The sequence below is a fragment of the Streptomyces torulosus genome (assembly GCF_001419765.1).
In the GTDB taxonomy this organism is placed as follows: Bacteria; Actinomycetota; Actinomycetes; order Streptomycetales; family Streptomycetaceae; genus Streptomyces; species Streptomyces torulosus.
Genome location: NZ_LIRK01000025.1, coordinates 31,442 through 46,957 on the forward strand (window position 1 = coordinate 31,442; position 15,516 = coordinate 46,957).

12 protein-coding genes and 3 pseudogenes are annotated in these 15,516 nt (G+C 69.4%); 10 read left to right on the plus strand and 5 right to left on the minus strand.

Annotated elements, in window-relative coordinates; all coding sequences use genetic code 11:
* Positions 1-72 precede the first annotated feature (72 nt).
* Both AOK23_RS02660 and AOK23_RS02665 read right to left on the minus strand, forming a co-directional pair.
* Positions 73-591 (minus strand): hypothetical protein, encoded by a 519-nt coding sequence (locus AOK23_RS02660; RefSeq protein WP_055711127.1) that lies wholly within the window; start codon positions 589-591, stop codon positions 73-75.
* A gap of 132 nt (positions 592-723) precedes the next feature.
* A pseudogene (locus AOK23_RS02665) lies at positions 724-1,875 on the minus strand (APC family permease); the annotation flags it as partial.
* A 4-nt stretch (positions 1,876-1,879) separates the two neighbouring features.
* Here AOK23_RS02665 and AOK23_RS44355 point away from each other — a divergent pair.
* From AOK23_RS44355 to AOK23_RS02700, 8 genes and pseudogenes are all read left to right on the plus strand, one after another.
* A pseudogene (locus AOK23_RS44355) lies at positions 1,880-2,377 on the plus strand (histidine kinase); the annotation flags it as partial.
* Between the two features lie 322 nt (positions 2,378-2,699).
* Positions 2,700-2,861, plus strand: coding sequence for a hypothetical protein (locus tag AOK23_RS48750; RefSeq protein ID WP_206336102.1), 162 nt, complete (start codon positions 2,700-2,702; stop codon positions 2,859-2,861).
* Positions 2,858-2,947 carry a K(+)-transporting ATPase subunit F gene (gene kdpF, locus AOK23_RS02675; RefSeq protein ID WP_037690246.1) on the plus strand — a complete coding sequence of 30 codons (90 nt, stop codon included), beginning with the start codon at positions 2,858-2,860 and terminating at the stop codon, positions 2,945-2,947. Before AOK23_RS48750 ends, kdpF begins: the two co-directional genes overlap by 4 nt.
* A gap of 8 nt (positions 2,948-2,955) precedes the next feature.
* Positions 2,956-4,692, plus strand: coding sequence for a potassium-transporting ATPase subunit KdpA (gene kdpA, locus AOK23_RS02680; protein ID WP_055711129.1), 1,737 nt, complete (start codon positions 2,956-2,958; stop codon positions 4,690-4,692).
* Positions 4,689-6,821 carry a potassium-transporting ATPase subunit KdpB gene (kdpB, locus tag AOK23_RS02685; protein WP_240496223.1) on the plus strand — a complete coding sequence of 711 codons (2,133 nt, stop codon included), beginning with the start codon at positions 4,689-4,691 and terminating at the stop codon, positions 6,819-6,821. Before kdpA ends, kdpB begins: the two co-directional genes overlap by 4 nt.
* A gap of 5 nt (positions 6,822-6,826) precedes the next feature.
* Entirely contained in the window at positions 6,827-7,498 is a 672-nt protein-coding gene (locus AOK23_RS02690) for a potassium-transporting ATPase subunit C (protein ID WP_055711131.1), read from the plus strand.
* A 134-nt stretch (positions 7,499-7,632) separates the two neighbouring features.
* Positions 7,633-8,316 carry a response regulator gene (locus AOK23_RS02695; RefSeq protein ID WP_055711132.1) on the plus strand — a complete coding sequence of 228 codons (684 nt, stop codon included), beginning with the start codon at positions 7,633-7,635 and terminating at the stop codon, positions 8,314-8,316.
* Between the two features lie 2 nt (positions 8,317-8,318).
* Entirely contained in the window at positions 8,319-10,877 is a 2,559-nt protein-coding gene (locus AOK23_RS02700; protein ID WP_055711133.1) for a sensor histidine kinase, read from the plus strand.
* A gap of 259 nt (positions 10,878-11,136) precedes the next feature.
* On the opposite strand, the gene AOK23_RS47625 is transcribed toward AOK23_RS02700, so the two are convergent.
* Together AOK23_RS47625 and AOK23_RS02710 are read right to left on the minus strand one after the other, a co-directional pair.
* A complete protein-coding gene (locus AOK23_RS47625; protein ID WP_157877920.1) occupies positions 11,137-11,565 on the minus strand; it encodes a hypothetical protein in 429 nt (142 codons plus the stop codon).
* A 26-nt stretch (positions 11,566-11,591) separates the two neighbouring features.
* Positions 11,592-12,203: a hypothetical protein gene (locus AOK23_RS02710; protein WP_055711135.1), complete on the minus strand. Its 612-nt coding sequence runs from the start codon at positions 12,201-12,203 to the stop codon at positions 11,592-11,594.
* Between the two features lie 551 nt (positions 12,204-12,754).
* Between AOK23_RS02710 and AOK23_RS02715 the strand changes: the two are divergent.
* Positions 12,755-12,937 (plus strand): annotated as a pseudogene (locus tag AOK23_RS02715) (integrase); the annotation flags it as partial.
* Positions 12,938-13,203: 266 nt separating this feature from the next.
* Here the strand turns inward: AOK23_RS02715 and AOK23_RS02720 are convergent.
* Positions 13,204-14,367, minus strand: coding sequence for a magnesium and cobalt transport protein CorA (locus AOK23_RS02720; protein ID WP_206336103.1), 1,164 nt, complete (start codon positions 14,365-14,367; stop codon positions 13,204-13,206).
* Positions 14,368-14,638: 271 nt separating this feature from the next.
* On the opposite strand from AOK23_RS02720, the gene AOK23_RS02725 reads away from it, so the two are divergent.
* Positions 14,639-15,516, plus strand: an 878-nt coding sequence (locus AOK23_RS02725; protein WP_055711138.1) for a winged helix DNA-binding domain-containing protein, incomplete at its 3' end; no start/stop codon positions are given.

Genomic DNA, 15,516 nt, shown 5'->3' on the forward strand with positions numbered 1-15,516 from the left:
ACAATTATTTGTGTCATCTCAGTCGAGGGGTCAGGAGAGGCCGGTCAGGAGAGGCCGGTCAGGAGAGGCCGGTCAGGAGAGGCCGGAGGCCCTCAGCACCGCTCGCGTGGTCTCGTCGTCGATCCGGTGACCGAGCTGTTCCAGGACGTCCGTGCCTTGGAGGAGCGTGCCGCGTTCGACGGAGCGGCGGACGCCGGTGTCGAGCTCGTGCCAGATCAGTGGGTTGGCGGCAAGGGCGCCAGAGTCGACTTCCAGGCGGTGGCCGTGTGCGTCGTGCAGGACCAGGCAGGAGGAGACCACCCCGTACTGGCGTGCTGCCACCAAGGCATCCGTACATACAGTGTGCTGTCGCCAGGGGCTGGTGACCGTCAGCCACCCGAGGCCCGCGGTCACCCGGGGTGGCAGCAGGACGATGAGGACGACGGCGGACAGGGTGATCCACAGCAGGGCGCGGGGGAGCGTCAGGCTTCCCGCGTCCCGGTCGACCAGCAGGGACATGGCGCAGAACAGCAGGGCGCAGGTCGTCGCGAAGCGGGCGCTGCCGCGCCAGTGGCGGTCGCCGGCCGGGCTCGGAGGTCTGTTCCGCTGCATGCCGCCGACGCTGGGCGGCCGGCCGGGGCCGGCAACTGCCGCTGACGGGATCCTGACGGCGTACGGGTGAATCCTGACGGGGTCCTGGCGAGATCTTGACGGGCCTGAGGGGGCTGAGAGGGCGCGCCGGTGTCAGCCGGTGTGGACGCGGGGGCGGCGGGCGCGGTCCGGTTCGGCCTCGCGCAGGACCTCGCGGGTGACCGGGGCGACCTCGCCCTGGCCGAAGAGGAAGAAGCGGAGGAAGTTGGCGAAGGGGTTGCCCTCGGTCCACTCGAAGTAGATGTGCGGGGTGCGGCCCGTGGAGTCGCGGACGTGGAGGAGGAGCGCGGCGAGGGAGTTGGGGACGGAGGAGGACTCCAGGGTCAGGACCCGGTAGCGGTCGTGCAGGACCTCGCCGCGTACGGTCAGGCCCGCCTCGAACTCGGAGGGGTCCGTGACCGTCACCTCGACGAAGACGAAGTCCTCCTGTTCCGGCATGTCGTTGTCCTGCCGGATCTGCTCGATCTTGTCGCGGTACTCGGCCTTGTCACGCTGGTCGGGCTCGTTGGCGATGAAGCGGATACGGCGGTGGGACATGTCACGGACGAATCGTTCCGCCATGTCGTCCAGCTCGACGCTGGTCACGCGGAGTTCGAAGGCCCGGGCCAGGCGGGAGAGCAGGGAGGCGAGGATGATCGCGGCGATGAAGCAGGCGCCGATCTTCACACCGTCGGGGCGCTCGATGACGTTCAGGACGGTGGTGTAGAGGAACACCGCCGGGATCACGGCGAAGGCGATCGTCCAGCCTCGTTGGCCCGCCTTCCGGGCCGCGATGGTCACCACGATCGCCGCCGAGCTGATCAGGACCAGGACACCTGTCGCGTACGCGCCGCCCTGGGCGTCGACGTCCGCGTCGAAGATCCAGGTGACGAGGAAGCCGACCAGGGTGAAGACGATGACCATGGGGCGGACCGCGCGGGCCCAGTGCGGGGCCATGCCGTAGCGGGGAAGGTAGCGGGGCATGAGGTTCAGCAGGCCCGCCATCGCGGAGGCACCGGCGAACCACAGGATGGCGATCGTCGAGACGTCGTAGAGGGTGCCGAAGGCGTTGCCCAGATACTCGTGTGCAAGGTAGGCGAGGGCACGGCCGTTCGCGTCGCCGCCGTCCTCGAACTCCTTCTCCGGGATGAGGAGGGTGGTGATGAAGCTGGTGGTGACCAGGAAGGCGCTCATGATGACGGCCGCGGTGGTGAGCAGCTTCTTCGTGCCCCGGATGCGGCCCTTGGGGTTCTCCTCCGTGTCTCCCTCGAACGAGGAGCGGCGGCGTGCCGAGCGCGGGGAGGATGTGGTCGTGGCGTTCGCCGAGTGCCACGGTCGCCCGCGCACGGAGGCGATGCTCCACGGCCTGGAGACCGTTCCACGCGCCCGCTGTACCCACCACGGAGCACGGTTCGAGGAGGTGGATCTCGCCGCGGTGCTGGCCCGTCGCCCGCAGGTGGCGATCGTCGACGAGTTCGCGCACAGCAACGTTCCCGGCGACGGCCGCCACCCCAAGCGGTGGCAGGACATCGAGGCGCTGCTCGCCGCCGGTGTCGACGTCATCGCGGCGCTGAACATCCAGCACCTGGAGTCCCTCAACGACGTCGCCGAGAAGATCACCCATGTGCCGCAGCACGAGACGGTGCCCGACGAGGTCGTGCGGCGGGCCCATCAGGTCGAGCTGGTGGACATGCCGCCGGAGGGGCTGCGACGCCGTATGGCGCACGGCAACATCCACGTGCCCGAGAAGGTAGACGCCGCCCTCTCCCGTCTGACGTCCGAGCGCCGCAGCCTGGGCCGCCCCATCGACACGTACGTCCGTGAAGCGGCCGCGGAGCCTGGCACCCGGGTCACCGTCCTGATTCCGGAGGCCGAGCCCGAGCGGCTGTGGCAGCGGCTGCTGCAGAACCAGCGGGGCGCGGTCGTCGCGCACGCCGTACGTCGCGAGACCGACGCCGCGATCTGCCGGCTGCGTTTCCGGCTGCTGTGAGCGGGCCGATCCGCACCGCCACGTGACCCCCGCCACCGATGACGGCCAGGGCCGTATGGATCCCGTCAAAGGTGTGCGGGCCGCCGTATGAGAGCCGTCAATGGCCGACCGAATCCGGCCAGAGTCGCGGTTTCCTCTAACTGTCCGTTCTTCCCGAACCTCACTCCAGGAGTCCGCGATGGCCGATCTGGCCTTCGTCGTCACCACGATCGCCGTGTTCGCGCTGGTGGCCTTCGTCGCCAAGGGGGTGACGAAGCTGTGACCGTCGAGAACATCGTCGGCCTGGTCGTGGCCGTCTCCCTGCTGGGTTATCTCGTCCTCGCCCTGATCTTCCCGGAGAGGTTCTGACCAGCGATATGGGTCCCGTACTCGCCGGCGTGCTCCAGTTGCTCGCGCTCATCGCGGCACTGGCGCTCGCCTACCGTCCCCTCGGCACCTACATGGCCAAGGTCTACTCCGCCGACCAGCACTGGCGTGTCGAGAAGTGGATCTACAAGGGCATCGGCGCCAACCCCGACACCGAGATGCGCTGGCCCGCGTACCTGCGCGGCGTCCTCGCCTTCTCGGCCGTCGGTGTGCTCTTCCTCTACCTGCTGCAGCGGCTCCAGGGTGTCCTGCCGGGCTCGCTGGGCTTCTCCTCCATCGACGCGGACCAGGCGTTCAACACCGCCGCGTCCTTCGTGACGAACACCAACTGGCAGTCGTACTACGGCGAGCAGGCCATGGGCCACGTCGTGCAGGTCGGCGGGCTGGCCGTGCAGAACTTCGTCTCGGCTGCCGTGGGCATGGCGGTGGCGGTCGCGCTCGTACGTGGTTTCGCGCTCCCCCACTCTCGGCTTCTCCCCCACTCTCGGCTTCGCTCGAGCGGGGGGACCCCCATGAGCGGGGGGACCCCCATCCGCTCCGGTGAGCTGGGGAACTTCTGGTCGGACATGGTGCGCGGGGTGACCCGCATCCTGCTGCCGCTCGCGTTCGTCGCGGCGATCGTGCTGGTCGCCTGCGGGGCGATCCAGAACTTCTCCGGCATCCACGAGGTCGGCCAGTTCATGGGCGGCTCCCAGCAGTGGAACGGCGGGGCCGTCGCCTCGACGGAGGCCATCAAGGAGGTCGGCACGAACGGCGGAGGCATCTTCAACGCCAACTCCGCCCACCCGTTCGAGAACCCGACCCCGTTCACCAACCTCTTCGAGATCTTCCTGCTGCTGGTGATCCCGTTCGCCCTCACCCGGACGTTCGGTGTCATGGTCGGCTCGGTCAAGCAGGGCTACGCGATCCTCGCCACGATGGCCACCATCTGGCTCGGGTTCACCGCCCTGATGATGTGGACCGAGTTCGCCCACCACGGCCCGGCGTTCGAGATCGCCGGCGGAGCCATGGAGGGCAAGGAGAACCGGTTCGGTGTCGGCGCCTCGTCGATCTTCGCGGTGGCGACCACGCTCACCTCGACCGGCGCGGTGGACTCCTTCCATTCCTCGTTCACCGGTCTCGGCGGCGGGATCACGATGCTCGGCATGCAACTGGGTGAGATCGCGCCCGGCGGCGTCGGTTCCGGCCTCTACGGCATGCTGATCATGGCGATCATCGCGGTGTTCATCGCCGGGCTGATGGTGGGCCGTACCCCCGAGTACCTGGGCAAGAAGATCGGCACCCGTGAGATCAAGTTCGCGGCCTGCTACATCCTCATCACCCCGGCCCTGGTGCTCGTCCTCACCGCCGCCGCGATGGCCCTGCCCACCCCGGGCAACTCGATGACGAACTCCGGCGCGCACGGATTCTCCGAGATCCTGTACGCCTACACCTCGGCGTCCAACAACAACGGCTCGGCCTTCGCCGGACTGAACGCGGACACCCAGTGGTTCAACAGCACGCTCGGCATCGCGATGCTGCTCGGCCGGTTCCTGCCGATGGTGTTCGTGCTGGCGCTGGCCGGATCGCTCGCCGAGCAGAAGCCGGTCCCGGCCACCGCGGGCACCCTGCGCACCGAAAAGCCCCTGTTCACCGGGTTGTTGGTGGGCGCGATCCTGATCATCACCGGGCTGACGTACTTTCCGTCGCTCGCGCTGGGCCCGCTGGCAGAGGGGCTGGCGTCATGACCACCGATGTAACGAAGCAAGAGGACACGATGTCCACAGCCACCCCGACCCGGGCGCCGCACAGCGACGTACCCACCGGGCACAAGCCCGCCGAGGGCCGCGTGGGCGCGGGCCTCTTCGACCCCAAGCAGTTGCTGAAGTCGCTGCCGGACGCCTTCCGCAAGCTCGACCCGCGGGTGATGATCAAGTCGCCCGTGATGTTCGTGGTGCTGGTCGGGTCCGTGCTGACCACGCTCTTCTCCTTCAAGGACCCGACCGACTGGTTCGGCTGGACCATCAGCGCCTGGCTCTGGCTGACGGTGATCTTCGCGAACCTGGCGGAGGCGGTCGCCGAAGGACGGGGCAAGGCGCAGGCCGACACCCTGCGCAAGGCCAAGACCGACACCGTGGCCCGGCGGCTCGCCGGGGACTCCGAAGAGAGCGTCCCCGGCACCGAACTACGGATCGGTGACCTGGTCGTGTGCGAGGCGGGCGACATCATCCCCGGCGACGGTGACGTCGTCGAGGGCGTCGCCTCCGTGGACGAGTCGGCGATCACCGGTGAGTCCGCGCCCGTCATCAGGGAGTCCGGCGGTGACCGCTCGGCCGTCACCGGCGGCACGAAGGTTCTCTCCGACCGCATCGTCATCAAGATCACGACAAAGCCGGGCGAGACCTTCATCGACCGGATGATCAACCTGGTCGAGGGCGCGGCACGCCAGAAGACGCCCAACGAGATCGCGCTGAACATCCTGCTGGCGTCGCTCACGATCGTGTTCCTGCTGGCGGTGGCGACCCTGCCGCCGTTCGCGGACTACGCGGGCACGCATCTCACGATGGTCGTGCTGGTGGCCCTGCTGGTCTGCCTGATCCCGACGACGATCGGCGCGCTCCTGTCGGCGATCGGCATCGCGGGCATGGACCGGTTGGTCCAGCGCAATGTGCTGGCCATGTCGGGTCGGGCCGTCGAGGCCGCCGGTGACGTCTCGACCCTGCTCCTCGACAAGACCGGCACGATCACGCTCGGCAACCGGCAGGCCGCCGAGTTCGTGCCGGTCGAGGGCACCACCGAGGACGAGGTCGCGGATGCGGCCCAGCTCTCCTCGCTGGCCGACGAGACACCCGAGGGCCGCTCCATCGTCGTACTCGCCAAGGAGAAGTACGGTCTGCGCGAGCGCGTGCAGGGCGAGCTGCCCGGCGCCGAGTGGATCGCGTTCACCGCCCAGACCCGTATGTCGGGCGTGGACGTCGACGGGCGCAAGGTCCGCAAGGGCGCGGCCGGGTCCGTCATCGCCTGGGTCCGGGAACAGGGCGGCAGGGTCGCCGAGGACGCGGGCACCCTCTCCGACCGGATCTCCGAGGCCGGTGGTACCCCGCTGCTGGTGGCGGTCGAGGACGCCGAGGGCGCCCGGGTGCTGGGCGTCATCCACCTCAAGGACGTCGTCAAGGAGGGCATGCGTGAGCGGTTCGACGAACTGCGCCGCATGGGCATCAAGACCGTCATGATCACGGGCGACAACCCGCTGACGGCCCGGGCGATCGCCGAGGAGGCGGGCGTCGACGACTTCCTCGCCGAGGCCACCCCCGAGGACAAGATGGCCCTCATCAAGCGGGAGCAGGCCGGCGGCAAGCTCGTCGCGATGACCGGTGACGGCACCAACGACGCGCCCGCGCTGGCCCAGGCGGACGTCGGCGTCGCGATGAACACCGGTACGTCGGCCGCCAAGGAGGCCGGCAACATGGTCGACCTCGACTCCAACCCGACCAAGCTGATCGAGATCGTCGAGATCGGCAAGCAACTGCTGATCACCCGGGGCGCGTTGACCACGTTCTCCATCGCCAACGACGTCGCGAAGTACTTCGCGATCATCCCGGCGCTGTTCGCGGCCGTCTACCCGGGCCTGGACAAGCTCAACATCATGGGCCTGTCCTCGCCCGACTCCGCGATCCTCTCCGCTGTCATCTTCAACGCGCTGATCATCGTCGCGCTGGTGCCGCTCTCCCTGAAGGGCGTGCAGTACCGGCCGGTCAGCGCCGACAAGCTGCTCCGCCGCAACCTCACCGTCTACGGCCTCGGCGGACTGATCGCCCCCTTCATCGGCATCAAGCTCATCGACCTGCTCATCTCCCTCATCCCCGGAATCGGTTGAGCGCCATGAAAAACACGGTCATCAACACCGCCCGGCTGTTCGGAGCGGGCCTGCGCGCCCTCCTCGTCCTCACCCTGGTGACGGGCGTCCTCTACCCGCTCGTCGTCACCGGCTTCGCCCAGGCGCTGTTCAACGACAAGGCGAACGGCTCCGAGATCAAGGACCACACCGGCAGGGTCGTCGGCTCCTCGCTCATCGGGCAGTCGTACAACCTGCCGCTGAAGGAGGGCCAGGAGACCCCGGAGCCCGACCTGAAGTGGTTCCAGGGCCGCCCCCAGAACGGTCTCGGCACCAACAGCGTCAACACCCAGTACAAGCTGATCCTGTCCGGCGCCACCAACCGGTCCGCCGACAACGCGGACCTGATCGACTGGGTGAAGGCCGCCAAGGCCGCCGTCGTCAAGGACAACTCGACCGCCGACCACAAGGTCAAGCCCTCCGAGGTGCCGGCCGACGCGGTGACGTCCTCCGGCTCCGGCCTGGACCCGGACATCTCCCCGGCCTACGCCGACCTCCAGGTCCACCGGGTCGCCGAGCAGAACGGCCTCTCCGCCGATCAGGTGCAGAAGCTCGTCGACGACCACACCGAGAGCCGCACCCTCGGCTTCATCGGGGAGCCGCGTGTGAACGTCCTCGAACTCAACATCGCGCTCAAGGGTCTGCTGGCCAAGGGTTGACGGCAGCGCACGCTCCACAGGGGAGTCGGCGGTCCGGGCGGGGAGCCGGGAACCGCCGACTCCCGCCCGCATGAGTGCCGGGCGCACGGCCACCGGCGTTCATGGCCCGACGTACGACAGGAAGGCGCACACCCATGACACGGGTGCTGGTGGTGGAGGACGACCCGCAGCTCGTACGGGCCCTCATCATCAATCTCCAGGCACGTCAGTACGGGGTCGACGCGGCCCCCGACGGTGCCACCGCGCTCCGGCTGGCCGCCGCGCGACAGCCCGACGTGGTCCTGCTCGACCTCGGGCTGCCCGACATGGACGGAGTCGAGGTCATCGAGGCGCTGCGCGGCTGGACCCGGGTGCCGATCATGGTGCTCTCCGCCCGCCAGGCGTCCGAGGAGAAGGTCGCCGCCCTCGACGCGGGCGCCGACGACTACATCACCAAGCCGTTCAGCATGGACGAACTCCTCGCCCGGCTCCGGGCCGCCGTCCGCCGCACCGAGGACATCGCGCTCGCGCCCGAGACGACGCTCGTCGAGACGGACGCCTTCACCATCGACCTGCTGGCCAAGACGGCCGTACGGGACGGTCACGACGTACGCCTCACCCCGACCGAGTGGCATCTGCTGGAGATCCTGGTCACCAACCCGGGACGGCTGATCACACAGAAACACCTCCTCCAGGAGGTCTGGGGCGTCACCCAGGGCAACAAGACCAACTACCTGCGGGTGTACATGGCCCAGCTGCGTCGCAAGCTGGAAACGGACCCCGCCCACCCCCGCTATCTCATCACCGAGCCCGGTATGGGCTATCGCTTCGAAGGATGAACATGGCACGCGGCAAGCTCCGGATCTACCTCGGCGCGGCCCCCGGCGTCGGCAAGACCTACGCCATGCTGTCCGAGGCGCACCGCCGCGTGGAGCGGGGTACCGACTGTGTCGTGGCCTTCGTCGAGCATCACAGCCGTCCGCGTACCGAGGTGATGTTGCACGGTCTGGAGCAGATCGCGCGCAGGGAACTGGAGTACCGGGACACCGTCTTCACGGAGATGGACGTGGACGCCGTCCTCGCCCGGCACCCCCAAGTGGTGCTCGTGGACGAACTCGCCCACACCAACGTTCCCGGCTCCCGCAACGACAAGCGCTGGCAGGACGTGGAGGAGTTGCTGGCCGCCGGGATCAACGTGATATCGACCGTCAACATCCAGCATCTGGAGTCGCTCGGCGACGTCGTGGAGTCGATCACGGGCGTACGGCAGCGGGAGACCGTGCCGGACGAAGTCGTACGGCGGGCCGACCAGATCGAGCTGGTCGACATGTCCCCGCAGGCGTTGCGGCGGCGGATGGCCCACGGCAACATCTACAAGCCGGACAAGGTCGACGCGGCCCTGTCGAACTACTTCCGGCCAGGGAACCTGACCGCGCTGCGCGAACTGGCGCTGCTGTGGGTGGCCGACCGGGTCGACGCCTACCTGACCGAGTACCGCAGCGAGCACCGGGTGTCGAAGATCTGGGGCTCGCGAGAGCGGATCGTGGTCGGGCTGACCGGCGGACCGGAGGGCCGGACGCTGATCCGCCGGGCCGTGCGGCTCGCGGAGAAGGGCGCCGGCGGCGAGGTGATGGCCGTCTACATCTCCCGCAGCGACGGCCTGACCGCGGCCTCGCCCAAGGAGCTGGCCGTCCAGCGCACCCTCGTCGAGGACCTCGGCGGCACCTTCCACCAGGTCGTCGGCGAGGACATACCGGTCGCGCTGCTCGACTTCTCGCGCGGGGTCAACGCCACCCAGATCGTGCTCGGCGTATCCCGCCGCAAAGGCTGGCAGTACGTCTTCGGACCGGGCGTCGGCGCGACCGTCGCCCGGGACTCCGGTCCCGACCTGGACGTCCACCTCATCACCCACGACGAGGCGGGCAAGGGGCGCGGACTCCCGGTCGCCCGGGGCGCACGCCTCGGCCGAGCCCGCCTGATCTGGGGCTGGCTCGTCGGACTCGGCGGCCCTGTGCTGCTGACCTGGCTGCTGAGCGGCGTCTTCCCGGACGTCGGGCTCGCCAACGACATGCTGCTGCTGCTGACGACGACGGTGGCGGCGGCCCTGCTGGGCGGGCTCTTCCCGGCACTGGCCTCGGCCGTGACCGCCTCCCTCCTCCTGAACTGGTTCTTCACCCCACCCGTCCACACCCTCACCATCGCCGACCCGAAGAACATCGTCGCCATCGCGATCTTCGTCGGTGTCGCGGTGTCCGTCGCCTCCGTCGTCGACCTCGCCGCCCGCCGCACCCACCAGGCCGCCCGCCTCCGGGCGGAGTCGGAGATCCTCTCCTACCTGGCCGGCAACGTCCTGCGCGGCGAGACCAGCCTGGAGGAGCTGCTGGAACGGGTCCGCGAGACCTTCGCCATGGAATCGGCGGCCCTGCTGGAACGCGCGAGCGACGTGGAGCCGTGGACCTGCGCCGGCAGCGTGGGCCCCCGCCCCTGCGTCACCCCCGAGGAGGCGGACGTCGACGTACCGGTCGGCGACCACATGACCCTCGCGCTGACCGGACGGGTACCACCCGCCGAGGACCGCCGCGTCCTCGCGGCCTTCGCCGCCCAGGCCGTCGTCGTCCTGGACCGTCGACGCCTCCAGCAGGAGGCCGACCAGGCCCGCACGCTCGCCGAGGGCAACCGCATCCGCACCGCGCTGCTCGCCGCCGTCAGCCACGACCTGCGCACCCCGCTCGCCGCCATCAAGGCGGCCGTCACCTCCCTGCGCTCGGACGACGTCGAGTGGTCGCAGGAGGACCAGGCGGAACTGCTGGAGGCCATCGAGGAGGGCGCCGACCGCCTCGACCATCTCGTCGGCAACCTCCTCGACATGTCCCGACTCCAGACCGGCACCGTCACCCCGATCATCCGTGAGACCGATGTCGACGAGGTCATCCCGATGGCCCTCGGCGGTGTCTCCGAGGGCAGTGTGGATCTGGACATCCCCGAGACGCTGCCCATGGTCGCCGTCGACCGGGGCCTCATGGAGCGGTCCGTCGCCAACATCGTCGAGAACGCGGTGAAGCACAGCCCCGCGGACGTTCCGGTCCTGGTCTCGGCGAGCGCCATCGCGAACCGGGTGGAGGTGCGCGTCGTGGACCGCGGCCCGGGTGTCCCCGACGAGGCCAAGGACCGCATCTTCGAACCCTTCCAGCGCTACGGCGACGCTCCGCGTGGTGCCGGTGTGGGGTTGGGGCTGGCGGTGGCCCGCGGCTTCGCCGAGGCCATCGGCGGCACCCTCCACGCCGAGGACACACCGGGCGGCGGCCTCACGATGGTGCTGAGCGTGCCGATGGCGGCGGCCAACCGGCCGCCCTCGGAGTCCGAGTCGGAGCCGGACGGGCAAGTGACCGTAACGTCATAGCCCTGCTGGCGGTCGAACCACGGGTGCCTTGGCCCGCTCGCATGAGGTGGCCGCCGGGATCAACCCTGGATGAGGGTCCATGAGCCCGGCCGCGACGGGCGACGGGCGACGCGTGCCAACAGGAGAGGCGGGCGGCGGCGGTGCGGTGCGGGCCCGCCACGAGGATCGCGCGGGCGAGGTTGGCACACACGCGGTAGTGGGCCATGACCCACGAGCGCTCGACGGGGGCGGCCGGCAGGAAGCTGGGCCGCGTTCGCGATCAGTGCCCCGTCGGCCGTTCTGGTGCGTGCTGTTGCCCCGGGTGTTGGCCTAGGGGGAGACGGTACGCGCGGTTCTTGGGACAGCGCCAGGCCGGCCAGTCCTCCTCGCCCTCTGTCGACAACTCCATGGGATGCGGGTGTCCTTCGCGGCAGGCAGGCCAGGGCTGCCTGCCGCGAAGGATCTGCATGTTTTCCAGAAGGGCTGCCTGGACGTGGAACGCGACCGGCCGCACAGCGACCCCCAGGGGCTCGTCGGCAACCTCTGGGGAGAACTCCACGGGAGCGATACGGGTGCCGCCGATGACGAGTGTGCGCCAGTTGTCGGGATCGTCGACGCCTTCGGCTCCGTACTCCAGTCGGGCGGAGAATCCGCATACGCGCAGGTCATGGGCTACAGACTCGAAGATCTCTTCTGGCTGCGTCGGCATGACTGCGGAGCCTACCCAATCGCTTGCTAGGCGCTGAACTTGCAGTTGACGAAGCGGTATCCGCTGGCCTTCGGCTTGCTGACCGACTTCCATGTCCAGAGGAAGGAGACCTCGTCGCCACGCTTGATCGTGTACTTCTTGGCCTTGCCCTTGGGGTCGAACGTGCGGGGCAGCGGTCCGTGGAAGTGGTAGTTCCAGGGCTCCGTGTGGGGTGCGTAGACGTTGGCTTCACGCTTGTTGGCGAAGATCTGGGCCTTGAAAAGGATGATCCCCTGCGGAGCGATCTTCTTGGAGAGCTTCACGCCCCAGGGGATCCCGTACTTCTTGGACTCCTGGAGAGTGACCGTGCCGGTCGTGTGGCGGAACGTGCCCCGGCACTTGGGCAGCTTGGCGGCCTTCGCCGCCGTGGCCGCCGGACCGGGAGCCGATGCCTTACGGACGAGGTCGTCGAGGCTTCCGGCCCCCTGCGCGACTCCCCGATCACGCAGGGAAGCCAGCACCGTGGCGATGTCCGAGGGCGCGGCGTGGCTGGAGCCGGTTTCGTACGGGGTCGCGGCTGTGGCGGCGGACGCGGGCGCGACGAGGGCAAGGGCGGCCGCTGCCGCGACGACGGATATCTGCGTGCTGCGCAGGCTCATGCGGAATGCCTTTCGGATGCGGAAGGGCGTACTGGACACAGGGCTGTGCCCAGAGGCGGATCGTCAGGGACTGGTGGTGCTGCGTGTCGCTGTGGACACGGGCGTAAACGCTGGGCAGAGGACGCTCCGGTCCTTGGCCTCGACGAAGAGGCCGCCATCGCTGTGGAGGCAGACTTCGTGGGCGACACCGATGGCGCCGCAGTGGTGGAAGGGGTCCTGCGCTTCGACCGTAGCGAGTGGGGCATCCGGTGCGGTATTGGCTGTTGGGACACTGCCCTACGGGCCGTTACAGACCGGGAGTTGACGTCCGCGGGGCGGTCCAGCCGTCCGTTGTTTCGAAGGGCGGTCCCCGACAAGGCAGTCGGCCTGCGCACGGCTGCGGGCGATGTGGCCTTCGGGCCCTCGTACGGCTCCCGGGCCTACTGGGCGCGAGGCGACGGCGATCCTGGTCCGCTCGCCGAGGACCGTGCGGGCCGCAGCGACCAGGTTCTCCAGGGACACCGGGTCTCCAGCCGGGCACGCGTCTTGGGCTCGGCCTCGCTGGCGTGCCATACGCCTCGATCGTCCTCGAGGCCGGCGAGTCCGTGGTTACGCTCGCCCGTTGGCTCGGGCACTCCAGCCCGACCATCACCCTCGACTACTACGCCCACTTCATGCCCGAGGCGGGAGGCAAGGGGTACAGCGCGATCGAGGCTCTGTTCAGGCGGCCTCGCAGTGTCGGCGCGGATGCCTGAAAATTTTCGAAGCCTGTGAGAAGGGGGTGCAGCCATGCTGCACCCCTCCTTGGCGTTCCACCGGACAGGGGCTCGCCTACTCTCCGTGTCGACGAGCGCTTGGTGGCCGGCCGTGGCGAGGTGGCGCCCGGACGGGGCTGGGGAGGAGTCGCGGAAGCGGAGCCCGGCTCATTCTCCCCAGATTCTCCCCAGCGGCCTTGGAAGGCGCCCTCAGTCCCGCAGTCGGAGCGTGGACGCCTCAAGAAGCCGACTTCCCGGCCGACTACTCAGAGCCAGTCCCGCCGCTTGAAGATGAAGTACAAACTGGTGCAAACAACCGCCATCAGAACAATGGCAAATGGGTATCCGAACACCCAGTGCAACTCCGGCATGTGCTCGAAGTTCATCCCGTAGATCGTCCCGACCAGCGTCGGGGCGAAGAGGATCGCCGCCCAGGAGGAGATCTTCTTGATCTCCTCGTTCTGTTCGAAGCCCGCCTCCGCCAGGGCCCGCATCTCCGCGTTCTGCTGCTGGGTCACCAGCGTCGCGTTCACCGTGAGGATGTCCGTGAGGGCCTGGCGGAAGCCGTCGACGCGTTCGCTGGTGTGAGTGACGTGGTCGGCGACGTCGCGGAGGTAGCTCTGGAGTTCGTCGTCCGTCTCGTACTTGGTGAAACCGGCCATGAGGCCGTGCAGCATCCCGACCAGGGGGCGGGTGGCCCGCTGGAACTCGACGACCTCACGGGAGAGTTCGTAGATGCGGCGGGACACCTCCGGGTCGCCCCGGAACACCTCGGTCTCGATCTCGTCGATGTCGTTCTGCACGCCGGCGACGACCGGCACATAGTCGTCCACCACCGCGTCGAGGATGGCGTACAGCACCGCCTCCGGACCCAGCCTCAGCAGTTCCGGGGTCTCCTCCATACGGCGGCGCACCGCCGACAGGTCCGGCGCCGCGCCGTGCCGGACCGTGATGACGAAGTCCGGGCCCACGAACACGTGCAGCTCACCGAAGTCGACCTCCTCCGGCGCGTCGAGATAGCGGGCCGCCCGCAGAACGACGAACAGGGTGTCGCCGTAGCGCTCCAGCTTGGGTCGCTGATGGGCCTCCATCGCGTCCTCGACGGCGAGCGGATGGAGGTCGAACTCCGTTGCCAGCGAGAGCAGTTCACCCTCGGTGGGGCGGGCCAGCCCGATCCACGCCATGCCCGACGGTGCCTCCCGCAGCGCGCGGTAGGTCTCGGCGAGCGACGCGGGCGCGGCGACCCTTACGCCGTCCTCGTACAGGACCGCCTGCACGACACTGGCCGCCCGGTCCGGCCGCTCCGGTTCCGCCGGTCCGGGACGGGGCGCGGGCGGTCGGCCCGCCGGCGGCGCGGGCGGGGTCAGCGCGCGGCGCCAGACCGACCCCCTGGCGCTCTTCGAGGCTGGGCGGGCACGTCGTTCGGCCATCGGTTCGCCTCCGGAGTCGCACATCTGTCTGTGTGATCTTCGAGCAGGATATCCGGGGCAAACCGTGGCACGGGCCCCGGGAGTTCCGATCCCGCCGGGCGTCGCGAACAGTCTCTGTCCGTTCCGCCGGGCGTCGTGGACTGCTTCTGTCCGTTCGCCGGGCGCCGCGGACAGCCTTTGTCCCTCTCCCCGGGCGTCGCGGACAGTCCCTGTCCCTCTCTCCGGGCGTCGCGGACAGAAGCTGTCCGCAAGGGTCGCTAGCGTTTCCCTCATGACGAAGAAGGCGACCTCGACCGCACCCCTGCTCGGCGCCCGCGCCCTCAACCGCGCCACCCTCGCCCGGCAGCTGCTGCTGCGCCGCACGCCCGTGGCCGAGCTGCCGGTGAGCGGTGCCGTCGAGCATCTGCTCGGGCTCCAGGCACAGAACGTCAAACCGCCGTACTACGCCCTCGCCGCCCGCCTGGACGGCTTCGCCCCCGAGCAGTTGTCGACGCTGATGGCGGAGCGCGCCGTCGTCCGGATCGTCACCATGCGGTCCACCATCCACACCCACACCGCCGAGGACTGCCTCACCCTGCGGCCCCTCGTGCAGCCCGCCCGTGAACGGGAACTGCAGCTGTTCCGCAAGGGCCTCGTCGGCGTCGACCTGGACCGGCTCACCTCCCTCGCCCGGGAGTTGGTGGAGGACGAGCCGCGCACCCTCAAGCAGCTGCGCGAGGCCCTGCTCGTCGAGTGGCCCGACGCCGATCCGCTCGCCCTCGGTATCGCCGCGCGCTGCCGGCTGCCGCTGGTGCAGGTCACCCCGCGCGGACTGTGGGGCAGGAGCGGCCAGGTCGCGCTGACCACCGCCGAGCACTGGCTGGGCCGCCCCGCCGCGCCCGCCCCGGCGCCCGAGACCGTCGTACGCCGCTATCTCGCCGCCTTCGGACCCGCCTCCGTCAAGGACATGCAGACCTGGGCCGGGCTGACCCGGCTGCGCGAGGCGTTCGAGCGGCTGCGCCCGGAGCTGGTCACCTTCCGCGACGAGAGCGGTGGCGAACTCTTCGACCTCCCCGACGCGCCCCGTCCCGACCCGGAGACCCCGGCCCCGACCCGCCTGCTCCCCGAGTTCGACAACCTGCTCCTCTCCCACGCCGACCGCTCCCGCGT

What these genes read in the sequence shown, in the direction of transcription:
- AOK23_RS02660 (WP_055711127.1), bottom strand. Translation starts at nt 591, where the DNA reads ATGCAGCGGAACAGACCTCCGAGCCCGGCCGGCGACCGCCACTGGCGC.
- AOK23_RS48750 (WP_206336102.1), top strand. Translation starts at nt 2,700, where the DNA reads ATGGCCGACCGAATCCGGCCAGAGTCGCGGTTTCCTCTAACTGTCCGT.
- kdpA (WP_055711129.1), top strand. Translation starts at nt 2,956, where the DNA reads ATGGGTCCCGTACTCGCCGGCGTGCTCCAGTTGCTCGCGCTCATCGCG.
- kdpB (WP_240496223.1), top strand. Translation starts at nt 4,689, where the DNA reads ATGACCACCGATGTAACGAAGCAAGAGGACACGATGTCCACAGCCACC.
- AOK23_RS02690 (WP_055711131.1), top strand. Translation starts at nt 6,827, where the DNA reads ATGAAAAACACGGTCATCAACACCGCCCGGCTGTTCGGAGCGGGCCTG.
- AOK23_RS02695 (WP_055711132.1), top strand. Translation starts at nt 7,633, where the DNA reads ATGACACGGGTGCTGGTGGTGGAGGACGACCCGCAGCTCGTACGGGCC.
- AOK23_RS02700 (WP_055711133.1), top strand. Translation starts at nt 8,319, where the DNA reads ATGGCACGCGGCAAGCTCCGGATCTACCTCGGCGCGGCCCCCGGCGTC.
- AOK23_RS47625 (WP_157877920.1), bottom strand. Translation starts at nt 11,565, where the DNA reads ATGCCGACGCAGCCAGAAGAGATCTTCGAGTCTGTAGCCCATGACCTG.
- AOK23_RS02710 (WP_055711135.1), bottom strand. Translation starts at nt 12,203, where the DNA reads ATGAGCCTGCGCAGCACGCAGATATCCGTCGTCGCGGCAGCGGCCGCC.
- AOK23_RS02720 (WP_206336103.1), bottom strand. Translation starts at nt 14,367, where the DNA reads ATGGCCGAACGACGTGCCCGCCCAGCCTCGAAGAGCGCCAGGGGGTCG.